Annotated in this window: 21 protein-coding genes; 2 read left to right on the top strand and 19 right to left on the bottom strand. The window is 38.6% G+C overall.

Annotated elements, in window-relative coordinates; all coding sequences use genetic code 11:
* Positions 1–70: 70 nt before the first annotated feature.
* Entirely contained in the window at positions 71–505 is a 435-nt protein-coding gene (locus SJY16_RS03205; protein ID WP_377887637.1) for an HIT family protein, read from the bottom strand.
* Between the two features lie 344 nt (positions 506–849).
* Between SJY16_RS03205 and SJY16_RS03200 the strand changes: the two genes are divergently transcribed.
* Positions 850–996: a BH0509 family protein gene (locus SJY16_RS03200; RefSeq protein ID WP_377887636.1), complete on the top strand. Its 147-nt coding sequence runs from the start codon at positions 850–852 to the stop codon at positions 994–996.
* Positions 997–1,047: 51 nt separating this feature from the next.
* On the opposite strand, the gene SJY16_RS03195 is transcribed toward SJY16_RS03200, so the two are convergent.
* From SJY16_RS03195 to SJY16_RS03110, 18 genes are all read right to left on the bottom strand, one after another.
* Positions 1,048–2,334, bottom strand: a complete 1,287-nt coding sequence (locus tag SJY16_RS03195) for a sugar transferase (protein WP_377887635.1) — start codon at positions 2,332–2,334, stop codon at positions 1,048–1,050.
* A gap of 16 nt (positions 2,335–2,350) precedes the next feature.
* Positions 2,351–3,484, bottom strand: coding sequence for a glycosyltransferase family 4 protein (locus SJY16_RS03190; RefSeq protein ID WP_377887634.1), 1,134 nt, complete (start codon positions 3,482–3,484; stop codon positions 2,351–2,353).
* Entirely contained in the window at positions 3,450–4,673 is a 1,224-nt protein-coding gene (locus SJY16_RS03185; RefSeq protein WP_377887633.1) for an O-antigen ligase family protein, read from the bottom strand. Before SJY16_RS03185 ends, SJY16_RS03190 begins: the two co-directional genes overlap by 35 nt.
* The gene (locus SJY16_RS03180) at positions 4,648–5,964 is read right to left on the bottom strand and encodes a glycosyltransferase (RefSeq protein ID WP_377887632.1); all 1,317 of its coding nucleotides are present in this window, start codon (positions 5,962–5,964) and stop codon (positions 4,648–4,650) included. The genes SJY16_RS03185 and SJY16_RS03180 overlap by 26 nt, the downstream gene beginning before the upstream one ends.
* Before the next feature lie 11 nt (positions 5,965–5,975).
* The gene (locus tag SJY16_RS03175; RefSeq protein ID WP_377887631.1) at positions 5,976–7,367 is read right to left on the bottom strand and encodes a polysaccharide deacetylase family protein; all 1,392 of its coding nucleotides are present in this window, start codon (positions 7,365–7,367) and stop codon (positions 5,976–5,978) included.
* Position 7,368: 1 nt separating this feature from the next.
* Positions 7,369–8,367, bottom strand: coding sequence for a GNAT family N-acetyltransferase (locus SJY16_RS03170; protein WP_377887630.1), 999 nt, complete (start codon positions 8,365–8,367; stop codon positions 7,369–7,371).
* 70 nt (positions 8,368–8,437) lie between these two features.
* The gene (locus SJY16_RS03165; protein WP_377887628.1) at positions 8,438–9,136 is read right to left on the bottom strand and encodes a YveK family protein; all 699 of its coding nucleotides are present in this window, start codon (positions 9,134–9,136) and stop codon (positions 8,438–8,440) included.
* Between the two features lie 100 nt (positions 9,137–9,236).
* On the bottom strand, positions 9,237–11,015 hold the full coding sequence (locus tag SJY16_RS03160) for an ABC transporter ATP-binding protein (RefSeq protein WP_377887627.1): 1,779 nt from the start codon (positions 11,013–11,015) through the stop codon (positions 9,237–9,239).
* Between the two features lie 321 nt (positions 11,016–11,336).
* The gene (gene murQ / locus SJY16_RS03155; RefSeq protein ID WP_377887626.1) at positions 11,337–12,245 is read right to left on the bottom strand and encodes an N-acetylmuramic acid 6-phosphate etherase; all 909 of its coding nucleotides are present in this window, start codon (positions 12,243–12,245) and stop codon (positions 11,337–11,339) included.
* Positions 12,246–12,258: 13 nt separating this feature from the next.
* Positions 12,259–13,239 carry a BadF/BadG/BcrA/BcrD ATPase family protein gene (locus tag SJY16_RS03150; protein WP_377887624.1) on the bottom strand — a complete coding sequence of 327 codons (981 nt, stop codon included), beginning with the start codon at positions 13,237–13,239 and terminating at the stop codon, positions 12,259–12,261.
* Positions 13,226–14,050, bottom strand: coding sequence for a carbohydrate ABC transporter permease (locus SJY16_RS03145; protein WP_377887623.1), 825 nt, complete (start codon positions 14,048–14,050; stop codon positions 13,226–13,228). Before SJY16_RS03145 ends, SJY16_RS03150 begins: the two co-directional genes overlap by 14 nt.
* A gap of 10 nt (positions 14,051–14,060) precedes the next feature.
* On the bottom strand, positions 14,061–15,011 hold the full coding sequence (locus tag SJY16_RS03140) for a carbohydrate ABC transporter permease (protein ID WP_377887622.1): 951 nt from the start codon (positions 15,009–15,011) through the stop codon (positions 14,061–14,063).
* A 19-nt stretch (positions 15,012–15,030) separates the two neighbouring features.
* Positions 15,031–16,290: an ABC transporter substrate-binding protein gene (locus SJY16_RS03135; RefSeq protein WP_377892035.1), complete on the bottom strand. Its 1,260-nt coding sequence runs from the start codon at positions 16,288–16,290 to the stop codon at positions 15,031–15,033.
* A 13-nt stretch (positions 16,291–16,303) separates the two neighbouring features.
* Entirely contained in the window at positions 16,304–17,314 is a 1,011-nt protein-coding gene (locus SJY16_RS03130) for a serine hydrolase domain-containing protein (protein ID WP_377887620.1), read from the bottom strand.
* A complete protein-coding gene (locus SJY16_RS03125) occupies positions 17,307–18,161 on the bottom strand; it encodes a MurR/RpiR family transcriptional regulator (RefSeq protein WP_377887619.1) in 855 nt (284 codons plus the stop codon). Before SJY16_RS03125 ends, SJY16_RS03130 begins: the two co-directional genes overlap by 8 nt.
* Before the next feature lie 148 nt (positions 18,162–18,309).
* A complete protein-coding gene (locus SJY16_RS03120; RefSeq protein WP_377887618.1) occupies positions 18,310–19,590 on the bottom strand; it encodes an exo-beta-N-acetylmuramidase NamZ family protein in 1,281 nt (426 codons plus the stop codon).
* Between the two features lie 58 nt (positions 19,591–19,648).
* Positions 19,649–21,733, bottom strand: a complete 2,085-nt coding sequence (locus tag SJY16_RS03115; RefSeq protein ID WP_377887617.1) for a glycoside hydrolase family 3 protein — start codon at positions 21,731–21,733, stop codon at positions 19,649–19,651.
* A 21-nt stretch (positions 21,734–21,754) separates the two neighbouring features.
* Positions 21,755–23,437, bottom strand: a complete 1,683-nt coding sequence (locus tag SJY16_RS03110; RefSeq protein ID WP_377887616.1) for a serine hydrolase domain-containing protein — start codon at positions 23,435–23,437, stop codon at positions 21,755–21,757.
* A gap of 392 nt (positions 23,438–23,829) precedes the next feature.
* Between SJY16_RS03110 and SJY16_RS03105 the strand changes: the two genes are divergently transcribed.
* Complete coding sequence (locus SJY16_RS03105; RefSeq protein ID WP_377887615.1) at positions 23,830–24,840, top strand: tripartite tricarboxylate transporter substrate binding protein; 1,011 nt, start codon at positions 23,830–23,832, stop codon at positions 24,838–24,840.
* Positions 24,841–24,871 lie beyond the last annotated feature (31 nt).

The following is a 24,871-nucleotide window of genomic DNA, read 5'->3' as shown; positions in this document are numbered from 1 at the left end:
TACGTTCGCTTTGAAAGAATGAAAGAATTCAAATAGAAGTATAGAAATCAATCGATCTCATTGATTTTAACTAAGCAGTAGCTTCTATTTCTTGAATAGTTTTACTTAATTGTTTCCTGTTTTTTGCTAGCTTATCTTCGCTCTCAATACAGACTTCTCCATCCTCAATATAAAACGTTGAAAATAATTGACCTTCGTACCTTGGTACGATGTGCATATGATAATGCGATAGTTCATTAAATATGCCACCATTTTGACAGATGGTAATGCCATCTGGAGCACACCTTTTTTTGACAGCTTTTGATAATAGTATAGAAGCTTTCATAATCGCACTAGCAGTATTTTCGTCAAGCTCATCCGCATCATGAAAATGCTTTTTTGGTAAGATCATAACATGACCTTCATTATATGGCTCATGATCTAAAAAACAACAAACAAATTCATTTTCATATACGACATGTACAGGTTCTTTCTTATTAGCTAATCGACACCCTAAGCATTCCATCTAAACACAACCTTCTATGTATGAATTGGTAGCTTTTGATACTTCATTTTATCATTAGAGATCCATATAGGCATTTTGTTTAAAAATTTTATAAATCTCATATTTAAGGAAAGCTCGTGACGATCTCTTCGATAAGTCTTTTTTACCACAAAAAGAACATACATTCTTATTTTTAGCACAAATTCCCTGAACGGTCGTTCACTCTCATCACATTTTCACATCGGTTACATACGATATATCTCGAAACGGTATTGTATTGATCTCATTTTGAGATATATAATAAGATTAATAAATTGAAAGCGATTACACTAGTGATTCGCTTAACAATACAGGGAGGATTTACAATGAGCCAGAAAGCAAGAAACCAATTTATTGAACGTTTGACGAACAAAACGACAATGAATAGGGATGAGGTTCTGAGAATGTCTGATGCAGAAATCGAATACTTCCACTGGCTCTATTTTGATGAATCACCGATGGATTTAATGTAATAACAGTAAGCCCTCTGCAAAGTTGCAGAGGGCTTTTTTAGTGTATCCAACTTAATTGTGTGAGGCTGTCTCTTTTTGAGCGAGAACCGTATCTTCAATACCAGTAGCTTTTTGCTTTTGAAATACAATCCCAATTGTGCGCATAAGTATTTTCACATCAAGAGCGAATGAGTAATTCAATATATACATGAGATCGAACCGTAATTTATCTTCTGGTATTGTAGTATATTTACCATTTATTTGAGCCAACCCGGTTATACCAGGTCTGACAAGTAAGCGATCGGTGAAATTTGGAATGGTTTTTATATATTGGTCTGTAAAATAGGGCCTTTCAGGTCTCGGTCCAATTAAACTCATATCTCCTTTTAATACATTATATAATTGAGGTATTTCATCTAACCTAGTCTGTCGCATAAATTTCCCGATAGAGGTGATTCTTGGATCTTTGTCACGCGCTAATACTGGACCAGATAATTTTTCGGCATTTTGTATCATACTTCTAAATTTATATATGGTAAATAATTCACCATGAAATCCTATTCTTACTTGTTTATATAGAGGCCCTCCACTTGACGTTATTGTAATACCGAAAATCAACAATACAACGACTGGACTTAGAATCGTTATTAGGAAAATCGAAACAAAGACATCAAAGGAACGCTTGAGAATGTTTTGTAAATCTGTTAAACCTGCTTTTCCATAGGATATTAAAAGCATATCTCCAACTCGTTTTGGCCGACTTTTAATCATTTGTATATCTGACCAACTTGGTACAATTAAAATTTCCTTACCTGCATCCTTGCATTTCCGAAATATATCTTCTTTAATGGGACTGTCATTACTTATTAGCACCGAACTAGCATTTAATAACTTTGCCTCCACCTCGCTAGTATCAGTATCGATGCACCCTTCAATCCTCCATGACTTTTCGATATGAGTCTCAAAATAGGACGCAAGATATGAAAAATCCCTTTCATCAGATCCTATTATTAATAGAGACCTGCCATTGCTAAAAGTTCCGGTGCTATTTACGTGTTGAGACTTTATATAAATAATCAAACCTATTGTTGTCAGTAGAAGTAAACCTAAAAAGTTTGGAGAGGTAAGGCAAAAAGCTTCAACTAATAGCAAAACATGGTAATAAATAACTTTCCATTTATTGTCCTCTAACATATCTTTAATAGGGGACTTAGCATCGATTAATATTTTCAAAAGCAATAAGAAATTCAATATCATGAAATAGTTTTCTACTATTAAAATATCCATTATTAAAGGATCATTACGCTGTAGGTATAATAAAATACTGCTCCCCATACCAACGAGCACGAATGCATTCATATGCTCACCCTCCCCTCTAACCATTAAATTTCACTTCTACTCTCTGATTTTTGGATTTAACAGCTTCACTATAAACATCAAATGTTTTCTTATACATAAGTTCATAAGTGAAGTTTTCTTCATAATGTTTTCTACCATTGTCACCAAGTGTTTTTCGTAGAATAGGATCAGTGATAATTTCTTCAAGTGAATTTCGAAGCTCATCTACACCATTTCTTGGAATTAAGTAGCCATTTTCACCATTATGAAGAACCTCACTGACTCCTCCAACATCAGAAGCTATTACAGGTAAACCAGCCCTCATACCTTCAAGTATACTTAGAGGTAAGCCCTCCCACTTGGAAATAAGTAATAGTGCTTGAGAATTGGAGAGCTGCATTTCAACATCTTCGCGTTCCCCTAAAAAATGGACCCTATTGTCCAAATTATTCTTTGCGACTAACTTTTTTATATTTTCTAATAATGGTCCATTTCCTATTAAACTTAATTCCCATTCCAAATGACGCAAACCGGAAAGTGCGTTAATTAATGTAGCGTGGTCCTTCTGCTCTTGGAACCTTGCAATCATTGTTAAGCGTGGAGGATGGTTTTCGGGATTTGCATATAATTCATTTGAAACATCTACTACCCCATTATGGATTGTTTGGATGTTTAAGGGAGTCGCTATTTTATGTGACAATGCTAACTTTCGATCATAATCGGATACGGTTATAACTTTTGATGATAATAACGATCCAAGTTTCTCAGCAATAATATATATTATGCGTTTACCTGTTTGAATTCCTTCTGTAAAAGACCACCCATGCGCTGTAAAGATAACTGGTACTTCCAACGAATCAGCTACTAATCTACCCAGTAAACCAGCTTTCGAAGAATGAATCGTTAATAAATCGGGTTGAATCTTTCTTAAGGATTCTTTTAACTCTTTTAAAGAACGCCAATCTTTGATTGGATTAATTTCTCGGTCTAAATTTTCTATTTTCAAAACTTCTATCCCATACTCATCTTTCATTATGAATGGAGGATTCTTACCACCAACGAGTAAATAAACTGAATGACCATCCAAGACTAACGATCGTGCTAAATAACGAACATGAATTTGAGCTCCACCTATGTTATCCCAATGAGTGATCAGAAATGCGATTTTCATGTCTGAATCTCCTCTCGATTGTTTCCTCCACACCAACTTTTACAACTGTAGTGGTCATCCATGGTAAAGCTGTAATCAACCATAGATGTCTCCAGTGTAAAGTGTCGATAAAAAAACTGTTGAAAATTAATCCGACTAAGACAGCAGTAACTAGTGCTGAAAATGCTCGCGCAGTACCTTTTTCGGAGAAATTATTGTATATCGATTTTAATAATGTGATTCCTAGAAATGACACCATGCAGAGAAACCCTATCCAACCATTTTCTATTAGGACTCTTACAAACAAACTATGCGGATCATATTCAAGTAATAATTCTGATTGCCCCGGGCCTATTCCTAGAGGTTTCAGTAAACCATTGTGTATCGCAAGAGCTTGAGTAGAAAAACGTTCACTATCATAGGCTTGAAAACCAAAGCGTTGTACGAGAAAGTCATTTATATCACTGGTTAAGATATAAAATACTATTACCGGCACGAATAGGAAAAGAAGTATAGATATTGTTTTCATCCTATTTTTTAATGAAGTATCACCAGGTAAGATTAAAAAGAGGCTCAACGCTATCAAGAAATTTCCATACGCTGCCCGTGAAAAGCTCATTAAAATACCAATACTGATTATTAAAAATAGCAAAATATAGAAATTTCTTTTTATTGTATTTTCTTTCTCACTTTTCATCAAGACGAACAAAGCACATGGTACAAGAAATGGCCCATAAACATTTGGATCTTTGAAAAGAGATGTTATACGTCCATATTTTAGGAATAGCTCCTCACCAGGAATTAAGCCAAAAAAAGCTAATAATCCTAAAGCTACTGCCAGTAATGCTGCTATTAAATATCCATTAAACACTACATGAACGGCTTTAAATTGATAATAGTTAATAACACCGATAAAAAATATCCAACCAACCACTAGGTAACAAGTAATTAAAAAATAATTTAATGAATATCTCAAATCCATAGCAGTAAACATGGATATTAAATTACATGATACAAATAGACCTACTAGTAATAATGGTAATAAAATTTTGCTGTGAAACCGCAGATAATGAGCAAAGAAACTACATACTACTAATACTATTAGTAGTAAATCATAAGGAGAAGGTTCAATATATACGATTGAACTAATAGATAAGAGAATGCCCAACATTAGTAAAAAGAAGCTACGAGTGTTTGACTTTGTCTCCACTTTCCACTCCCTTTCTCCCCAGCAACTCATTGATAAACGTAATCAATTTATTTGTTTGAAATTCCCGCGTTAACTCAATGTTATCGTCGGATGTGTGATACTCTATAAACCCTTTATTTTCCTTTTCTTTAATAAGTGATTTTAGTTGCTCAGCAATAATAATAGGATCATCAACCACCATACCTGCTTTTTTACTAATAATTAATTTTGCCGCTAAATTATTTTTCGTTCCTATGCCAAGAATTGGGCGACTTGCCCCAAAATATTCAAATAATTTTCCAGTATATATTCCTTTTTGTTTTTCATCATTCCAAAGCAAATGAAGCAGGATATCAGCTGTTTTTTGTTTCATAATAGATTCTTTATAATTTACGAATCCGTTATTTTTAAAGAACGAATTCACACCATAAGAAGAAACTTTGTTAAAAACGTGATTTAAGTCTCGCCCATATAAGTTAATAGTTATCTTATTCTCATACCTGGTACCTTTAAGAATGGAAAGAGCCTTAAGTAATGGAGTGATATCTTGGTTGCTTTCGTAAATTTTCCCAGTATAAACGATGTTTAATTTAGGATGATAAGGTGCTTTATAACTTGTCATTTCACCCTCATAATCTGTTGGGTCAAATCCATTTAATATAACTTTTACTGGACCATTATATTTCTTCTTAATTTGATCCGCTAAATGTTCAGAAACTGTAACTAACCCACACGCGGTAGATAGAATTTCTCTTTCAAATTTGGTTTCTAATTTAGTCCTGATGGTACTATGCTGATAGGCATGATGGTCGATCCATAAGTCTCTTAGTTCTCCAACCCATGGAATTTTATATATCTTTGAGAGTTTGCTTCCTATTAATAGGGAAGTTAAGGGCATTGCACTTGCAAAAATTATATCTGGACGCCAATCATCAATTAGTTTCTTTCCTTCTTTTAATGCATATGGATACCAACCGATTTGCCCATCTGGAAAATTAAGAAGTTCCCTGTAAACATAACCAGGTTTCTTTAATAATGAAAACTTTTTATGTGATGTATATCCTTCATAAGCTACCTTTCTACTCCCACCGAGTAGGATCTCAATAGGTTTATTTACATTAATCCATGAGGTTGCATACACATCATTATTTGATAAATCTGGAGATAAATTTAGTGGTAAGGTTTGATTTTTGGCAGTGAGGATCTTAACTTCATGTCCACATTGTTTAAGGTACTTCGCTGTTTTACTCACCCTAATAGCGCCTATTGTATTATAGGGAGGAAAATAATAAGATACTACTAATATTTTCATATATATCCTCCTCATAGAGCTTGAATAATATCATCATATAGCATTCTTTCATTGTGATGGGCTAATTGACTATTATGCCAAAGCATTGTGAAGTCTCCATTGTATTTGGTGCACTCATCATATATATTTAAAATTTTCTCCATCGCATCGTTATGTGACAAAGAAAGATATTCCTTATTAAGTAATGAAACTTCCATCACTAAAAGAGGACGTTCGATCAAGCTTAGTTTCTCTTTTGTAACGATGTTAAAAACCGGGAATTCATAACATATACCACACCTGAATCCAGGGGTTTCAGCATAACTTAACGTACTATCATAATGAAGACCTGCTTCATTCCATAATTTCCAGGTTACCTCAGGATCCCATCTCAAGAAGTGTTGTCTTCCTCCTATTTCATCAATAGGTATATTTTCATTTTCACAAACCTTTTTAAGTCTCTTAAGCTCAAATGATAGTTGTTTCCCATTTTGATAAGTAAGATAACTAGGATGAAGTCCGATTTCATGATTACGGTTGTGAATTTCCCTCAGCAAGGACTTTATCCAATTTGATTGGATTGAATAATTCCCATCGACATCCCCTGCTGTTCGGTCAGTAATAAAGTAAAAGGCGCTTTTAAAGCCCCTGCTTTCACTTTTACTCATTAAGTAATGAAAAGTATTGAATACATCGTTAGTTGTTTTCCCTAGATGTAAATTGAAATAAGAAGTAAGCCTATCCTTTGCGAGAAGATAGTTCTTCCGTTTAATAATATCTCCAGTCATACTCTTCATAGTTTTATGCAGGTTTTTACTAACAGTTAATGGCCAATCCACGTCATGACTTAAGAAAACCTTAGATGACCTTTCCTTTCTCACTAACTCTGGCCACTGTATTTTTATTAGAGTCCATAGTATTTCTAAGTATTCATTCACAATGGGACGATGAAGAAATCCTTCTTTATAAGCTAAAGAAGCATAAGCCGGAAAACGATTATGTTTGTCACGGGTCTTTATAACAAGCTCTTCGTATCTAGTTAACATATAAAAAGAGCTTCCAAAAAGATCTATACCAACTTTAATTAACTTTCTTTCTCGTTTAATAAAGTTATTATTAGTTACTTGCTCGCCGTAAATAACAGGAGTTGCTGGAAAATCACCTCCTATTTCAGCAAAGATATCACACTTTTCTAAAGGTGTTTTTGGAAGTGATTCTTTTAACAGCCAATTCGTTTCATATTTTTTAAAAAATATGTCGTTAACAACGATTTCTTTATCACCCCCTCCTTTCAATGTAATCCTTAAGTCATTTCTTTCTTCTTCTACCATTTGAAACGAAAAACCTAAAAACCTTTGAAGAAATAACTCATAGATATACAGTCTCTCTGCACAGCTGTTTGGTGGGTGGTAAAGAATAAACATGTTAAACTTTACTCCTTAACGTATTTTTACATCGCACATAATCTCTTATGGAGCGAGCTACAGTTTTCCAACTATTCAATTCAATTGTATAATAAGGAACCATTTCGCCTCCCCAAGCTGCTTTATTATCTGCAACACTCTTCATGTTGGCACCAACTAGATCAATTCCTGTTGCCCCTGCTTTGTGCAGATCGCTAAAACAGAACACATCCATCAGAGTGTTTGGGGAATCTTGTGCATAATCTCGCTTATATCCTACCAACCAGGAAATTCCTCTACCATTTTCTTTATGCAAAACAACAGACCCTGATACTGGCTTCCCATCGGGAGAATAGGTTACATAAGACCGCATCATATCTTCACCCATGATATCCTGTGCCAATTCTAAATCCTTTAAAGACAGTGAGTGTGAAAAACCGTTTCTAATCTCTGTTTCTATTAAACAATTATAAATTAAAGACATGTCGTTGGTTCTCTCTACTCTAAATCCATTTTGGCATAATTTTCTGTATCTACTCCTCACACTGGGACCGGCTTTTTCAATTGAGTATGGAAAATTCATAAGGAATGTATACCTTACACCCACATCAAAATTCGCCCATTTCCAAGGTCTTACATCCGTATAATCCGTTGGAAGAAATAGAACATTATTAGAAACTCCGATATCGAGCATATGGTGGATAAGCTTCTCAGATAACCGCGATCTTTGATGATATAAGCGACGTGGTGAGTTAGTAGGGGTCGATTTGAATAATATAGGGGTATAAGCATTTAAGGGTGGCTGTACAATCTGGTTTTTTTTGTTAAGAAAAAAGGTTCCTTCTATGCATGGGTACTTTTTTGCGGATTCAGAAACCGCAATTTTATGTGTTTTCACACCCCATTTCGCCTCATTAAATTCATGCCACCTGGGTGATGATAAAGCATTTGCCTCTGTTCTAAGTACGTAATCTTCGCATGAACTTTCGAACGCTATCTTGTTATCCAACTTTGTATTCATAGGTATTACACCCTTTCGCAGAATATATATTAATCTATAAATTATTTCCTAATAGTATTATTAGTTTTTATCATATTGATTTGTGGAGAGGTTTTGTCTGATACTCATCTACTTTTGGGATGATTCCAAGAACAGGGATTTGTAATAAAAGTTCTACTTCCTCTTCTGACTTCACTGTTTGATCTAGAAAATCAATAAGGAAAGTAATGATAATACCTAGTATTCCGCCTAGAAGCAAAGCAATTAGTGTGTTGATTACAATATTGGGTGAAACAGGTTGTTGATCTTCAACAAAAGTTGCTTTGTCTAAAATTGCCACATTATTGATATTCATAAGCGAAGGAACTTCTTTTTGAAAAGTAGTCGCAAATGTATTTGATATGCGAGCTGCATCTTCTGGTTTTTCATTTCTAACTGTAATTGACGTTATCAAGGAGTCTTGATCTGAACTTGTATAAACGTTCGAGAGAAGATCTTCGGTTGAATATGGAAGGTTCAGTTCTTTTCTTACCTTTTCTGCTATTCTGTTACTTTTCATGATTTTCTCGTAAGTAACGACTAAATTCTGGTTTGTAATAACATTTGAATAGCTTTCGTTTGCATCTGGATTTTGAGATTGAACAAGTATCGTTGCAGTAGCTTCATATTGTGGTTTAAGGACAAATAAGCTGATGACCAGAGACATAATGGCAAAAAGGGCTGTCATTATCAAAATTAGTTTTATTCTCTTCTTGAGGATATTAATAATGTCCTGTAATTCTAGTTCCATAATAACCCCCCATTTCTTTTAAACTCCTTTTCGTTCCTTATAAAGAACACCCTGATATAATTATACTGTATAAACATACATAGTAGAATCATAAACAGTGTTAGGCATGAACCTGTCCCCAATCTTTAAAGTTCTTTTCTACTGAAGTAACTTCACCATTCTCCATTTCGAAAATGAAATCACAGTTCTTTATTGTACTTAACCTATGAGCTATGATGATTAAGGTTTTTTGTCCTTTTAATAAATCTATCGCTCTCATTATTTCATTTTCCGTCTCGCTATCTACGGCTGAAGTAGCCTCGTCCATAAAGATAATTTCGGGGTTCGTATACAAAGCTCTAGCAATTCCAATCCTTTGTCGTTGTCCTCCAGATAATCTCAATCCTCGCTCTCCAACCATCGTGTCCAGACCGGCTGGGAGTGATCGAACATACTCCTTTAATTGTGCTTGCTCTAAAGCCCTCCAAACCTCCTCATCATTAATATCTGCCTTGACTAGTCCGAAAGCCACATTGTTTCTTATCGTATCATCAGAAAGAAAAATAGTTTGAGGGATATACCCTATTTTTTGAACGAGAATGGATCTTTGTTCATCTATATCTTTCCCATCAATCGTTATCTTTCCCTTTTCTGGAGTAAGCAGTCCTAGAATTAAATCAACGATAGTGGTTTTACCTGCACCAGATTTTCCTATGAATGCAGCAGCACTTCCGATAGGTATTGTTAAAGAAACATCTTTTATAATGAGTGCATGATCGTTCGGGTACCTAAAACTTACATTGGTTAATGATATTGCACCCTTGTAGGTTTTTTCGAAACTTTCCATCTTATCCTTCACATGCGTATTTTGAGGAAATAACACCTCATTCTTCTCTATATCTTCATAAACGATCGATAAAGCTGGATAATTATATCGAATTGTAGTTATGACAAATAATATTCTATTTATTGATGGCAAGAGTCTGAAAGCAGCCATACAAAATAATGCCATTGTAGAAACAACCTGTGTAGTTTCTAGGTTTTGATAAAAAATTATCAACATAGTAACTAATACAATAGATATTAAAAGAGTTTCAATAAAAGGTCGTGGAGCGTACTCTAACATCTTAATTGATCTATTATTTACAGCTATTGTTTTTCCTAGATTGGCATATTCATTAACAAAGTACCCTTCCTTACCCGTTACCCTTACTTCTTTACCAGCTCCGAGTCCTTGTTTTACCCATTTAATCATTGAACCATTTAAATCTTGTTCTTCTTCTCCTAATTTCGAAATTTTTGTTCTGTAGAATTTAAAGAAGGTGAAAATACTTCCGCATAAGATAATGGACGCGGTTAATGTAGCTATTGGCGAAACAAAAAATAGTAAAGTTAATATGAATGAAGCTACTAGGATTTCTGTTGCAAGTTGGAAGGATGAAATAATTACTTTACGGAAGATTTTGGGGACTTCTATGGTTATATTTCTTAGCAAATCAGCCGAATTTCTCTGCAAATGAAACGTATATGGCTTTATGAGATACGTTTTAAATAGTCTTTCGGATAACTTGATTTCTTGATTGAAAATCAACTTATATTGAGCGTATTCAAAGATCAGCAAGTACATGTTTTTGAAAATATAAATGAATAAAAAGGTTATAACAGAAAAGATAACAAAGGAATTAGTCGATTCAAATCCTAGGAAAGAATATATATTCGATAGGAAAGTAATATCCTGTATAACTTCAGGGTTTGTAATGATACCTACAAAGGGGATAATTAACCCTATACCTAAAGTTTCAAATAAAGCAGCAATAATCATCATTAATAACAAAACAACTAACTTTCTTTTATCTTTAACGTCGAAAAGAGTCATAGCTTTTCTTATTGAATTTACCATTATCTCCACCTCCAATTATTCAGTGGTACTGATCAACCTGTATTGGGATGTTTTGAAAGTCTCCTTCTGATTTTTATTTATATTAAATGGAATGAACTATTTAAGAACATAAGCACCAACTTTCATTAAAGAGAACAAATAGTTGTTATTAGATAGCAAAAAGTATACGAAGTTCGTACTTAACAATGGTTCTTTTGGTCTGAATCACAGTAACTTTATATAGTACTATTTTAGTTCTATATAAAGAACAAGTCAACAGCTAATAACTTAATTCTAATAAAAGACTTCCTTATATCAGGAAATCTTTTATTAGCAAACAAACTAAGTAGCTTTATCAATTTCTTTTATTACCTCCACTAAATTATCTTGTTTTTTCTTCAACAAAGCTCTAGCAATATCAACATCAGTTCCTAGTAAAAGCATGACGATGGCAACCCTCACATCACCACCGGCCTTTTCACTCGCTTTACTAGCTTCTTCTGCCTTAACACCAGTGATTTCCTGAATAATCGAGACAGCACGTTTACGAAGTTTTTCATTTGAAGCTTGTACGTTGATCATGAGGTTTCGATACACTTTCCCAAGCTTGATCATGGAAGCTGTTGTAATCATGTTCAGTACCATTTTCTGCGCTGTCCCCGCTTTTAAACGCGTGGACCCCGTGACCACCTCAGGTCCGACCGGTACCTCGATTGGGAATGTAACTTTTTGTGATAAAACAGAGCCGATGTTACATGCAATTCCAGCAGTTGGGATGCCCAGTTTGATTGCGGCATTAACTGCACCTAGAACATAAGGCGTTCTTCCACTTGACGCTATGCCGACAACCATATCCTTTGAGCCCACATGTTTATAAACATCAGCTGCTCCTGTCTCAGCACTATCTTCCGCCCCTTCGATTGGGAAGCGAAGGGCTCGGTCGCCACCAGCGATAATCCCATTCACAAGGTCATGCGCAACTCCAAAAGTTGGTGGGCATTCAGAAGCGTCAAGAACGCCAAGTCGACCACTCGTACCCGCTCCAAAATAAAAGAGTCGACCTCCATTCTTCATGACTTCAACCGCTTGATCGATGACCTTCTCGATCTGGGGGAGAGCCCCCTTCACTACTGAAGGCACATGATGATCTTCTTCATTCATCAACGCAATAATCTCTAAAGTTGAAAATTGATGAAGTTGTTCTGATTTACTATTTCTCATTTCTGTATTCATGTTGTTCACATCCGTCATATCTGTACCTCCATCAGGCATAGCTGTCCTTAATCGCATGATAGGACGACGTTAGATTTTTTTTCATTCTTTCAGTGAGCAAACCAGTAGTAAGCAGCGCGCAAATGCATGCCCCTACTGCAGGTGACAAATCTGGATAAGCGACTTTTTGTTTCACAAAGCTTTCATTTAGCTTTCTTTCAAACGTCTTTCTGAAAAATGCTGACTGGAACAGGCCTCCACATAATACGATTGAGCTCGTCTCGTTATGAACAACTTTTACAAGTTTCATGAGACTTTCACAAGCATCATCGAGGATACATAGTGCAGTAGGATTCCCATGTTCTCCAAGCTTGATGACACACTTAGCTAAAGATGCGATCTTCAATCTAGGATAATCACCTTCATAAATGCTGGTAATGATTTCAGGAACGCTTTTCAACGTCAAATAAGTAAGCACGTTTCCAACGAATTCTTCATCTAATTTTTGTACGTTATCATGCATGTCGCCAAGAACTTTCAAGGCCTGTCTCCCTATATCATAGCCACTTCCATTGTCCCCAAATAGATATCCCCAACCTCCAACACGAACAGGTGCCTTATTAGGGTTGATCGAATAAGCAATCGACCCCGTCCCAGCGATTAGGACGGTTCCTTCCATTGAAAAGGTTCCACTTGCAAGTGCGCCGTAGGCATCGTTCGTAACCGTTATCGATCCGCTGAAATCTGGTAAACATTCAAGTAACCATTTTCCCCAACGTTCCTGATCCTCTACCCTGTCGCCTCCAGCCGTCGATACATAGATCGCTACAATCTCACGTTGTACTAATTTATAAGTTAAGGATGTTATCACCTGTAGAACTTCCTTACGAACCTCTTCTTCTGAACGCGATTTGATATTCGTAGATCCCGCTATGCTTTTAGCCAATATCGTTCCTTCTCGGTCGCAAAGTAACGCTTCTGTTTTCGTTCCACCACCATCGATTCCGATATAGTACATATTATTTGATCGCACCTTGTGTAAGTCCCTCCATAAATTGTTTTGAAGCAATGAAGAACAGAACGATCATCGGTAACGAAGCAAGTGTAAGACCTGCAAAAAGAGCTCCCCAATCAGCTGAATACTCACCGAAGAGTGACAGCATGCCGACTGGTATCGTTCGTTTTAGATCATCCGTAATAAAGATCAACGGAAAGAAAAAGTCATTCCATGATTGGATAAATTGAATAATCATCACTGTTCCTAGTGCTGGTCTCATCAGTGGTAAGACGACATTCCATAGAATGCGAAGGTTTCCAGCTCCATCGATTCTCGCAGCTTCCTCGAGCTCCCGTGGCATCGTTCTAAAGAAGCCTGTCAGAATAAGCACGGATAAAGGAATTCCTGTTGCCACATACATGAAGATCAATGACCATAGTGAATTTAATAGCTGTAGGTCTTTCATCAATATGAAGAGTGGTACGATTCCAAGTTTAATAGGAAGCATCATACCCATTAGAAAGAAAAAGAAGATCATGTTGTTCCATACAAATGTAAAGCGTGCGATATAAAATGCCGCAAGTGAAGACGTGACGAGAATCAGTGTCACAGACACCACACTTACGAGAACGCTGTTCATGAAATACGTCATGAACGGCACTTGTTCGAGCAAGCTTTTATACGTATCTAACGTAAACGTTTCTGGTAACGAGAGTGGATTCGTGAAAATTTCAGAACTCGTTTTAAAAGAAGATAGAATCATTAATAGGATCGGATAGATGCTGACCGATGCGACTAAAAATGCAAAGACGTAATAAAAAGGCTTTGACCAAATTGTATTCTTCATCATATCCCCCCTAAAGATCCACTTGTTTTTTCTGCATATACTTCAGGTACAGTGCTGTAAAGAACGAGATGAAAATAAACAACACGACCGCAAGTGCTGAACCGAGACCTACCGCGGTGGTAGATCCACCCGCTGAACCACCAAAGGCAAGTCGATAAAAATATACTGCGAGCGTATCAGTAGAATGGTAAGGTTCTCCTTGTGAACCTTGCATCGCATACACGAGTTCAAAGGCTTCAAACGATTGAATAAACGTTAACACCGTCATAATCATGATCGATGGCACCATTAGTGGTAAAACAATTCTTCTAATCATCGCAAAACCAGCTGCCCCGTCGAGTTTTCCAGCCTCGAACAGCTCTTTCGGAATTGATTGAAACCCGGCAAGAAAGATGAGAACGCCAAATCCGAGACCATACCAACAATTGACGAGAATAATAGAAATGAGAGCCGTATCAGGATCGCCAAGCCATGCCTTTTCAAGATGTTCTAATCCGACCTTTTCTAGAATAACGTTCAAAGCTCCATAATTCGGATTCAAAATCAGTTTCCATAGGAAGCCAACAACAATGACTGAAAGGAGCCGTGGTAGGAAGTAAGCGATTTTTAGAAACTCAGAACCACGAACCTTTTTATAAATAATATAAGCAAGAATAAAGGCAAGACCATTTTGGAAAACCATCTGAAGAGCAAAATACAGGATGTTATGACCGAAGGCATTCCAAAACAAATCTGAAAAAGGTTGGAGCGTGAATAAATCTTTGAAATTCTTCAGTCCAACAAATTCACCTCTAACGATTCCTTTCCAATCGAAGAAACTGTATGTAAGTGCAGCAAATAACGGATAAACAATAAATAACCCATAAATAATCAAGGCGGGAATAGGGAAAAGGTGAATCGTCCACCTTTTCCAGTTCCGTTGCTTTTTCACTGTCACAGGTTTATGCATTGCTGGTTTCATATTCTCCGCCCCTTGTACATTATTTTAGAGGTTCATACCATGACTTCGCGCTATCCTGAACAGCATTTGCAACATCCTCAGGAGAACGTTCACCTAAGTACATGCCCTGGAGTTCTGTTTCAATTGTAGCTTTCGTTGAGGGATTACCACCCGCGAAGTGAACAAGCATCATGTATGGTGTTGACTGTTCTTCTACCGCTTTTCCAAGCGAATTTACAAGCTCATCATCCGACTCAATTCCAGGTATCGCACTAATCATTTTGAATTCTTCCGTAAACAGCTCTCCAAACTCCTCTGTCGTCATAAACTGAAGGAACTTCTTAGCCGCATCCTTATTTTCTGAATTTGCATTGATCGCATAAGAACCGTCTACCCATGTCGTAATCGTTGGTTCTTTTCCAACTGCTGAAGGCATCGGGAAGAAACCAAGCTCAAGATCAGGATTCATTTCACGAAGCACCTCGATTTCCCAACTACCTAGTGGGAACATCGCAGCATCTCCGGTAAAGAACATCGTACGAATATCTTCCATCCCAAGACCTTCATAGTTTTCAGGGAAGAATTGCTTTAATTCATCTAATGCTTCGATTGAGCTTTTAAATTCGTCACTTGTGAAATCTGTCTCTCCTGCAGTGATCTCATCTACAAATTCATTCGCTCCGTAGTGTGCGGGTCCGATAATTCCGTGAGAAAGAGATAAGAGCCACCCTTCCTTCGTTCCGAGAGAAATAGGAGTATATCCTTCGTCCTGTAACGTCTTGTTCAAAGTCATAAACTCTTCCCATGTTTTTGGTTCTTCAAGACCTAACTCTTCAAAGATTTTCTTGTTATAAAACATTTGCGTTGTACTTATGTTTAACGGGACACCATACTGTTTATCGTCTGTCCCTTTCGAAGCAGCAAGTGTTTCTTCTGGGTACTGATCAAGACCCTCGAGTCCATCAAGCGGCTCAAGGTAACCAGCGTCAGCTAGTTCAATCCCCGGGGTATAAGGACGAAGATGAATAACATCTGGACCTTCCCCACTCTGAAGAGCCGTATTTAGAATCGTGTTGTACTCTGTGTTTTTCGATGGTTTAAATTCAACGTTAATATCTGGATATTCTTCATTGAACTTTTCGATGACCTTTTCATAACTTGCTTTGTCTTCCGTTCTCCAACTACCAATTGTTAAAGTCGCCCCGTCCTCACTTCCTCCATCACTACCAGAGTTCGTGCTACTACAAGCCGAAACCACAAGAAGTATCGATAACAACGCCATAAAAGAAATCGCTTTCATTTTTTTCATGCTATTACTCCCCCTTAATAAAAGTTGAATGTATTAATGAATGTAGATGTGGTCGAATCACTTTCATATTATGTTTTCTTCCATAGTGAACGATGTTCGTCAAAAATGTTACAACGAGTTTCCTGACAGGGTCGATCCATAAGCTTGTTCCTGTAAAACCTGTATGACCGAAGCTCCCTATCGACCAACTCCCACACGATAGCTCCGCTCCTTTGCCACTCCATACTTCAAATCCAAGTCCGCGATTATGCACTACATGTTTCTGAGCCTGTAGGATTCTCTTTTCCTGTAAGACACGTTGCTGTTCTGGATAAAGAAATAGGTTTCCAAACTTTCCAACATCAGACGCAGTTGAAAACAGTCCCGCACTCCCACTTTCACCACCGAGATGAAGTGCTTTTTCGTCATGAACTTCACCTTGAATGTAGGAGTCACCGTACGCTTCAGTAGATGCGATCGTATCCCCAGTTGGGTGAAAACCTGTAGAAGAAAGTCCCCACGGCCGATAAAGATAGGTTTCTGTGAAAGTCGACAACGGTTGACTAGTTATTTCTTCAATCACCTTCCCAAGTAAAATCATCCCTGAATCGCTATAAAGCACCTTTCCCCCAGGCTTATGAACAAGAGGTAATGCAACGATCTCCTCGAATATTGGTCTCCTCTCGCTCCTTTTCATATGTTGAAGATCAGCTGGGAGGCCACCCGTGTGTGTAAGGGCGTGTTTAATTGTAACGTCTCGATGCTTAAACTCTGGTATGTAGGTCTGTATAGGATGGTCTAAATCTAATGAGCTGTTATCGAGTAGCCAGAGGATTGAAGGTAAGGTCGCCATCACTTTTGTGAGAGAAGCGATATCAAATTTTGTGGTTTTCGATATGCTAGTTACGTTGTTATGGCGATCAAGATAAGTTCCATAAGCTTTATGAAACACCGTTTTCCCTAAATGTTGAACATGAAGGGTTGCGCCTGGCAGTTCATTATCTTTAACTAACTGGTTAAGATACTGATCAAACATGCTTTTTCAAATGCTCCACAGCTTTTCGAGTGCGCTCGAGTGCAGCAACACTTTCATTATAATTCCGGCTTGTTAAACCAACGTACAAAATATCGATTACATTAAGCTGCGAAATGCGTGAACTCATCGCGCCACTTCGAATGCTCTTTTCAAGTGAGCTAGTAAAAAGCTTAATATCAGCGAGCTTTGATACTGGATTCGCACCATATTTCGTAAGCGTGATAACTGTTGCTCCATTTTCTTTCGCAATATTCAACGATTGAATAATATCGTTCGTTTGACCTGAATACGAAATGCCAAACACCACATCTTCCTCACTAAGGTTCGCGCTTATGGTTCCCTGTGAGTCATAATCAACCGCTGCTTCACACCATCGGTTGATTCTTGAAAGCTTTTGTTTAAAATCCTGCGCGATCAATCCAGATGCTCCAATACCATATAATGCGATCTTTCTCGCTTTCCCAAGCACTTCGATCGCTTTCTCCACCTCATCACGTGAAAGAACGGAGAGTGTATCATTGATCGATTGGATGTTGTTATTGGAGATATTAGCGATGAAAGAATCAACGGTTCCATCAATTGAAATTTCCTGATAAGAATTACTGCTCTGTTTCTTAGCAAGGTCGCCAGCAATTCGAAGCTTCAATTCTTGAAACCCCTTATAGTTAAGCGTTCGAGAAAGGCGAATGATTGTAGCTTCACTCACTTCTGTCCGATGTGCCAGTTTTTGAATAGAAAGGTTGATCACTTCCTCTGGACGATTAACAATGTACTCTGCTACTTTTCGTTCGGAAGGTTTAAGAGATGCCATCGATTCATGAATACTGATTAATCCCCCGCTCATCATGTTATCCCTCCTTAATTTAATGGAATTTTCTAATAAGTTTATTCTAGTGTATCAAGTTTTATTTATTATTCAACTACTTTTCATGAAGTTTTGTTACAAACACGTATAAAAGACACTCGCGATTCCTTGCCACGAGTGCCTTTTGAAACTATTTATATAACAAATAATTTCCCCTAACCCTCTTAAAATCCTTTAGATCATCTTCCCATCTCTCCTGCATATCTTCCACGCTTTCACCTTGCTCGATTGCTTCTCGTATCCATCCATTACCAACAAGAAGATCGAAGAATGAAACGCCGCTACTGTTTTCTGCTCGAAACTCAAAGTTTTCTGGATAAAGATCGTGAATCGTTTTGACAAGATTCAACCCAGTGATGACAGGCTTGAACTCTTCCTTATCTGTCACATGTATTTGCACCCCGTGTGTTAGTTTGCCTGCATGTTTTGAGAAAGATGGTGTATATGACGCTGCTCTAAAATCAACGCCTGGCAGGTTGAGATGATTTAATTCAGAAGCGAGTTCGTTTGAATTGATATAGGGTGCACCGATCAATTCAAATGGCTTCGTTGTTCCTCGCCCTTCCGATACATTTGTGCCTTCTATTAGAGCAGCACCTGGATAGACAAGTGCTGTGTCGAACGTTGGCATGTTAGGCGAAGGCAACACCCACTCGAGTTCTGTATCATCATAGTACATATCGCGGTCCCAATCTTCCATTTCAACAACGGTTAAATCTGCACCGATTCCAAATTCATGATTGAAAAGCTTCGCAAGCTCCCCAACCGTCATGCCGTGACGAAGTGGAATTTCATACTTTCCTACAAAAGAAGAATACTCATCGTTCAGTACTGGCCCTTCAACACCTTCTCCTCCAAGAGGATTTGGACGATCAAGAACGATAAATTCAATATCATTTTCTTCGGCTGCTTCCATCGCATAAGCCATCGTATAAATGTACGTGTAGAAACGCGTTCCTACATCTTGAATATCAAAAAGCAAGACATCGATCCCCTCAAGCATCTCAGGTGAAGGTTTACGAGTTTCTCCATACAAACTGTAGACAGGAAGCCCGGTCTGTTCATCTGTATAATACTCAACGTATTCTCCTGCTTGTGCACTTCCCCGTACCCCGTGCTCTGGTCCATAAAGGGCAGTAAGGTTCACATCAGAATCATGATGCAGGAGATCAACGATGCTAGTTAACTCTTGATCGACACCCGTTGGATTCGTGATCAAACCAACGTTCTTCCCCTCGATCAGTTCTTTTTCATCATCTAATAGTACTTCTACTCCGAGTTTAAAATCCTTTTTATGTTTCTTTTTATGATGACCATGTTTATGCCCTCTTCCATCGCTATCAGCTAGAGCTACTGAGATCGTAGACATAACAAGAACAGACATCAAAATCATGACGAACCATTTTTTCATATGTGAAACTCCTCCCCCAAGGAGAGAAGAGAGGTAAAAGCTCTCTTCTCAGATTAGTTTAGTATGTTAAACCGTGACCGAATGGATAAAGAACATCATTTTCCACACCCGGGATCGTAACAGGTAACTTCCCAGAAGGTGCATGTTCACCAAAGATAGTTGCGGTTGTAGCTTCAAAGCTAGCTGTTCTAAAACCGTATTGTGCAAGATAACTATCGATCTCTGGATAAGCCATAATATCGTATGGATTTCGAATCCCTACTCCGATTACTGATGCTTCTGTCGTTTCCATTAAGTGGTTGACCATCTTCATTTGCGGATGGTCTTCAGAACGGGTACCAATACTGTACGTATACGTCCCAACAATGATTTTATCTGCCGATTCAACGACATCAAGCTGTTCTTCTGTTAATTCGTAATTCGAAGCAAGGCTGATCACTGTTGCGTTCGGTTGATGTTTTTTCACAGCTTCTCCAAGAGAATCAATGAAACTTCTCCCCAGAACCACTACGTTTTCGTCACTTTGTTTACTGAGAGGTAGAACATTCTCATTTTTAATGAGCGTGATGGACTTTTCTGCAGCAGTCTTTTCCACAACTTTGTTTTCTTCTGATCCAACCGTATCTAGCGCATCTTGAATTTTGTCTTCAACGTCTTCTGAATTCTCAGACTTAATAATCCCTCTTTTTATTTTCAAGGTCAAAATTCGTTCGACTGACTCCTCGATACGATCTTCTGAAATTTCTCTTGATCGAACCGCATCTAATAATCCACTTGCTACTTCAGGTAAACCAACCGGCATCAATACGATATCCGTTCCTGCTTTCACAGCACGTACCGCAGCATCTACAGAGCCAAAGTGCTCCACGATTGCACCCATGTTCATCGCATCAGTAATAATGACTCCTTCATGACCCATCTCTTCCCGCATAAGTCCGGTCAATACTTTTTCTGATAACGTAGCGGGTAATGAAATTTCCTCGCCATCTTTTTTGGATATCACCTTTGTGTCATCAATTTTCGGAAACGTGACATGAGCTGTCATGACTGCATCGATTCCTGCTTCCATAGCCTGCTGAAATGGGTATAATTCAACCTTTTTCAAACGTTCTTTATCGTGAGGAACTTCAGGTAGTCCAAGGTGTGAGTCAACCGCGGTATCCCCATGACCCGGAAAATGTTTCGCCGTTGCAGCTACGCCTGATTCTTGCAGCCCTTTTGTATACGCGATCCCTTGCTTTGCGACTAACTCAGGATCTTCGCCAAACGACCGAACCCCTATAACAGGATTGTCAGGGTTATTGTTCACATCAAGTACTGGTGCAAGGTTCATGTTTATACCAAGGGAAGCAAGTTCTTCACCAATCACTCGACCTACATCTTCGGTGACTTCCTCAGATCGCGCTGCCCCAAGAGCCATGTTCCCAGGCATATCAGTGCCCGATTGAAGGCGCGTCACGATTCCACCTTCCTGATCAATTGTCATCAACAATCCATATTTCTCAGAAGCTTCCTGGTAATCAGAAACGAGTCTTGCTGTTTGCTCTGTCGTGACCACGTTCTCTCTAAATAAAATGACTCCGCCAAGATGATAGTCTTTCACCTGCTGCTCAATCACAGGCAACATTTCCGTCACATCTTCACCGTTCCAAGTTCGATAATCTGGCATCAACATCTGTCCAACTTTTTCTTCGAGCGTCATGTTATGGATCGCACGTTGGATAACATCGTACTTCATTCCTCTTTCTTTGATTAACTTTGGTGACTTCGATGCATGTATCGCAATTCGATCGCGATCTCTCCCGTCTGATACATAAATAAACGTACGACCTGGATGCCCATTGAGCGTAACCATTCCGTCCTTATCAACAGACGCGACGTTTTTATTTGAGGATTTCCACCTTAGCTTGTCTGATGTTTTCATAAAATGTCCGTCGTCATAGATGTGGAGAGCACTTAACTGAATCGAATCTCCCTCTATAGTTGTTTTTACTTCTGGAACATTCTGCATCAAGATCAAGTCCGTTCGATCATGCCCCTTATTCTTTTTTGCTTGAGCGTTACCCGGGTTCATCCACCCTTGTGAAACGATCAATACGAAAGCTAGTAAAAAAACAAAACACTGTTTACCATTTTTCGGCATTTCTTTCCCTCCTACTTAAAATCAATACGAACGTTTAACCCACTCATCACTCGTGAATCTGAGACGTTTTCCGTTTAGTTCTATATGGTCGACATACCATCCGCGCTTATTGACGGACGAATCCGTAACATAAGAAAAGCGTATATAGTTTGTCTCCTCTGGCACAGTCAGTTTTTTCTTTTCCCACCGATCACTATTGCCAGTAAGCACCGTTAACTCAGTCCAATCTGTTCCATTCTCGGATAGTTCAACTTTTCCTACATCATAGTTTGCTTCCAATTGATACCATGTATGAAAAGAAAACGAAGAATCTTTATTCACATCGACTTTTGCAGTAAGGTGTTTTGTTGCCTTGTCACCGTATCCAGCAAACCACGGATCAGCTTTTTTTGGCATAGCGACCGGAATCGCGTCCGCCACCTGCCTGGCAAATGCTCTACGCGTAGGGGATGTGGATACCGTTCCCCTCGTAGGATGAACGCGATTTGTTAATAAGATTGCAATCGTTTGATTCGAAGGGCTGATGACAAGAGACGTTCCGGTGTACCCCGTGTGACCAAGCGTCGTACTTTCAGTCAACGCATCCATAAACCAGCCTTGCTGAAGTTCAAAACCTAGTCCATGGTCATCACCCGGAAACTGAGGAATACGATTCTCGGTAAGGAGCTGTACGGTTTCAGGTTCTAGGATCCTAGTACCACCATAACGACCTTCCATCAAAAACATATGAGCGAACTTAGCTAGGTCTGAAGCAGTTGAAAAGACCCCTGCATGACCGGCCACTCCATCTAACGACCAGGCATTCTCATCGTGAACCTCCCCCCAAACAAGCCCTCGATTCGTCCACGGTTGATATTCTGTTGCGGCGATACGGTCTATTAGTTTCGGGTCAGGATTATAGAACGTATCATTCATACGAAGGGGTTCTGTGATCGCCTTTTCCACATACTCATCAAGACGCATACCTGATAATGTTTCTACAAGCGCACCGAGTGTGATCATGTTGAGATCACTATATGTATACTCTGTACCTGGTTCTGACTCGAGTGGATAGTGAAACACATATTGCATACGTTCTTCTCGGGATCCATCGATGCTATAAAGCGGAACCCAGGGCTTAAATCCAGACGTATGTGTCATGAGTTGTTCTATGGTAACGCTTTCTTTTCCGTTCGAAGCAAATTCCGGGATGTACTTAGCCACCGGGTCATCGAGGTGGAACAATCCTTTTTCATAGAGTGTCATCGCAGCTGTTGTGGTGAAGATCTTACTGATTGAAGCTAAATCAAAAATCGTATCTCTTTCCATTTTCACAGGATCATCCATTTCAGTAAAAGAATCGTCTGTATACTGAGCTGCATAGCCGTAAGCTTCTTCTTTTACGATATGTCCTCGCCTTGCCACAAACGCCACAGCACCAGGCATAACTTGCTCATCAATGGCGGTCTCTAGCACCTCATCAATCTTAGTTAAGGGATCAACTCGCATGCCCGCTCCTTTGACAGAACCGTTGTGAAGAACGGGGGAAGTTGGTCCTGGATTCCCCCACGAAAATACAGGATGACGCTTCTTTAAAGTCTGATGCTGATTATGCTTCCCTTCCCTTTCAATGGTTGGCCCTTTCGCGTCTACCCCTGCACCTGGCAGAAGTAACGATGTTCCAAGTATGGTTGATAAAACGACAGACACCGTCTTTTTTCTCATTTGCTCCTCCTCTTTTGTACGAATTTCAGACCGGTTAAGCCTTCCTCCTTAATCAATGACCATCGAATCACTTCTATTTAAAGAGTAACGTTCTTCCGTTATAGTCGTCTATACCACCTTAGTACCGCTTGAGATAAAATACATGCTTTTTCAAGGACTATGTATCTATGAGTTTGGGATGATTTTTAAATATTGTGACTATTTATGTTGGTAGTGATGTAGTTTTGTTTCATCTTGATGCTTTTCTCCCGATCCTCGTCATGAACTTTATGAACAAAAAACACATAAAGAAAGAAACCTATCTTATTTTCGTTTTCTTATAATTAATCACCACAACTTATATAGTTGGAATAACAAATCATTGTAAGCGATTACACAATTAGGAGGAATTAATGTTGAAAAAGAATCTTTTTACTTCTTTACTTCTTGGAAGCGCCTTACTATTAAGTGCATGTGGAAGCAATGACACATCAGGGCAGAACTCTGGTGAAGAAGAAAGTTGGAGCCCTAAGAAGCCAATTGAAATGATTGCACCAGCAGGAGCTGGCGGAGGTTGGGACACAACTGCTCGAACAATCTCAAAAGTAATGGAGAAAGAGAATATTATTGATAAGCGATTAGCTGTCGCAAACAAGCCCGGTGGTGGTGGAGCAGTCGGATGGTCGTACATAAATAAAAAGGGTGGCAATCATACTCTTTTTGTCACATCACCACCTATTTTATTTGTACCATTAAATGGTCAGTCGGACCTTGGTCATAATGATTTCACTCCAATTGCAGGCGTGATTGCCGATTATTCAGCATTTGTCGTTCCTGCTAATTCACCTTATAACACTATGAACGACCTCGTTGATGCATTAAAAGAAGATCCGAGCTCCGTATCGGTAGTTGGTGACTCATCACCAGGAAGCATGGATCATATGTCTTTCGTAAAAGCAGTCAAAGCAGCTGGTGTAGACATTAAACAACTCAAATATGTATCTGCACAGGATGGAAGCGGCATGAGCATGCTACTCGGAAATAAAGTCGATGTATACTCTACGGGTCTTGCAGAAGCAACGGAACAAGCCCGAGCAGGTAAAGTTAAAGTCCTTGCTATTACATCTCCTGAGCCTCTAGAAGGTGAGACTGTATCCGAATTCCCTACCCTCAAAGAACAGGGAATTGATGGTGAATTTGTCGTCTGGAGAGGAATCATGGGGCCAAAAGATATGGACCCTGAAGCTGTTTCTTTCTATGAACAGGCCGTCAAAGATATGATGAAAACGGATGAATGGAAAACGCAACGTGATAACTTTGGTTGGAAAGATAACTATATGTCTAGCGAGGAATTTCAAGACTTTCTCGATCAAGAATATGACACTATGAAAAAGCTAATGGATGAAGTCGGGATAGCAAAATAAATTTAACTAATGTGGGCCAGTTGATCCTGGC

This window comes from Alkalihalobacillus sp. R86527, from assembly GCF_042466185.1.
Classification (GTDB): Bacteria; Bacillota; Bacilli; order Bacillales; family Guptibacillaceae; genus Guptibacillus.
The sequence above is the reverse complement of the archived record's forward strand: the minus strand, read 5'-3'. Positions and strand labels throughout refer to the sequence as shown.

Coding starts and splice junctions, on each gene's coding strand:
- SJY16_RS03170 (WP_377887630.1), bottom strand. CDS start 8,367: ATGAATACAAAGTTGGATAACAAGATAGCGTTCGAAAGTTCATGCGAA.
- SJY16_RS03160 (WP_377887627.1), bottom strand. CDS start 11,015: ATGGTAAATTCAATAAGAAAAGCTATGACTCTTTTCGACGTTAAAGAT.
- SJY16_RS03130 (WP_377887620.1), bottom strand. CDS start 17,314: ATGTTTGATCAGTATCTTAACCAGTTAGTTAAAGATAATGAACTGCCA.
- SJY16_RS03195 (WP_377887635.1), bottom strand. CDS start 2,334: ATGAATGCATTCGTGCTCGTTGGTATGGGGAGCAGTATTTTATTATAC.
- SJY16_RS03205 (WP_377887637.1), bottom strand. CDS start 505: ATGGAATGCTTAGGGTGTCGATTAGCTAATAAGAAAGAACCTGTACAT.
- SJY16_RS03110 (WP_377887616.1), bottom strand. CDS start 23,437: ATGAGAAAAAAGACGGTGTCTGTCGTTTTATCAACCATACTTGGAACA.
- SJY16_RS03180 (WP_377887632.1), bottom strand. CDS start 5,964: ATGAAAATATTAGTAGTATCTTATTATTTTCCTCCCTATAATACAATA.
- SJY16_RS03140 (WP_377887622.1), bottom strand. CDS start 15,011: ATGAAACCAGCAATGCATAAACCTGTGACAGTGAAAAAGCAACGGAAC.
- SJY16_RS03125 (WP_377887619.1), bottom strand. CDS start 18,161: ATGATGAGCGGGGGATTAATCAGTATTCATGAATCGATGGCATCTCTT.
- SJY16_RS03105 (WP_377887615.1), top strand. CDS start 23,830: ATGTTGAAAAAGAATCTTTTTACTTCTTTACTTCTTGGAAGCGCCTTA.
- SJY16_RS03165 (WP_377887628.1), bottom strand. CDS start 9,136: ATGGAACTAGAATTACAGGACATTATTAATATCCTCAAGAAGAGAATA.
- SJY16_RS03175 (WP_377887631.1), bottom strand. CDS start 7,367: ATGTTTATTCTTTACCACCCACCAAACAGCTGTGCAGAGAGACTGTAT.
- murQ (WP_377887626.1), bottom strand. CDS start 12,245: ATGACGGATGTGAACAACATGAATACAGAAATGAGAAATAGTAAATCA.
- SJY16_RS03200 (WP_377887636.1), top strand. CDS start 850: ATGAGCCAGAAAGCAAGAAACCAATTTATTGAACGTTTGACGAACAAA.
- SJY16_RS03190 (WP_377887634.1), bottom strand. CDS start 3,484: ATGAAAATCGCATTTCTGATCACTCATTGGGATAACATAGGTGGAGCT.
- SJY16_RS03145 (WP_377887623.1), bottom strand. CDS start 14,050: ATGAAGAATACAATTTGGTCAAAGCCTTTTTATTACGTCTTTGCATTT.
- SJY16_RS03135 (WP_377892035.1), bottom strand. CDS start 16,290: ATGAAAGCGATTTCTTTTATGGCGTTGTTATCGATACTTCTTGTGGTT.
- SJY16_RS03115 (WP_377887617.1), bottom strand. CDS start 21,733: ATGCCGAAAAATGGTAAACAGTGTTTTGTTTTTTTACTAGCTTTCGTA.
- SJY16_RS03120 (WP_377887618.1), bottom strand. CDS start 19,590: ATGAAAAAATGGTTCGTCATGATTTTGATGTCTGTTCTTGTTATGTCT.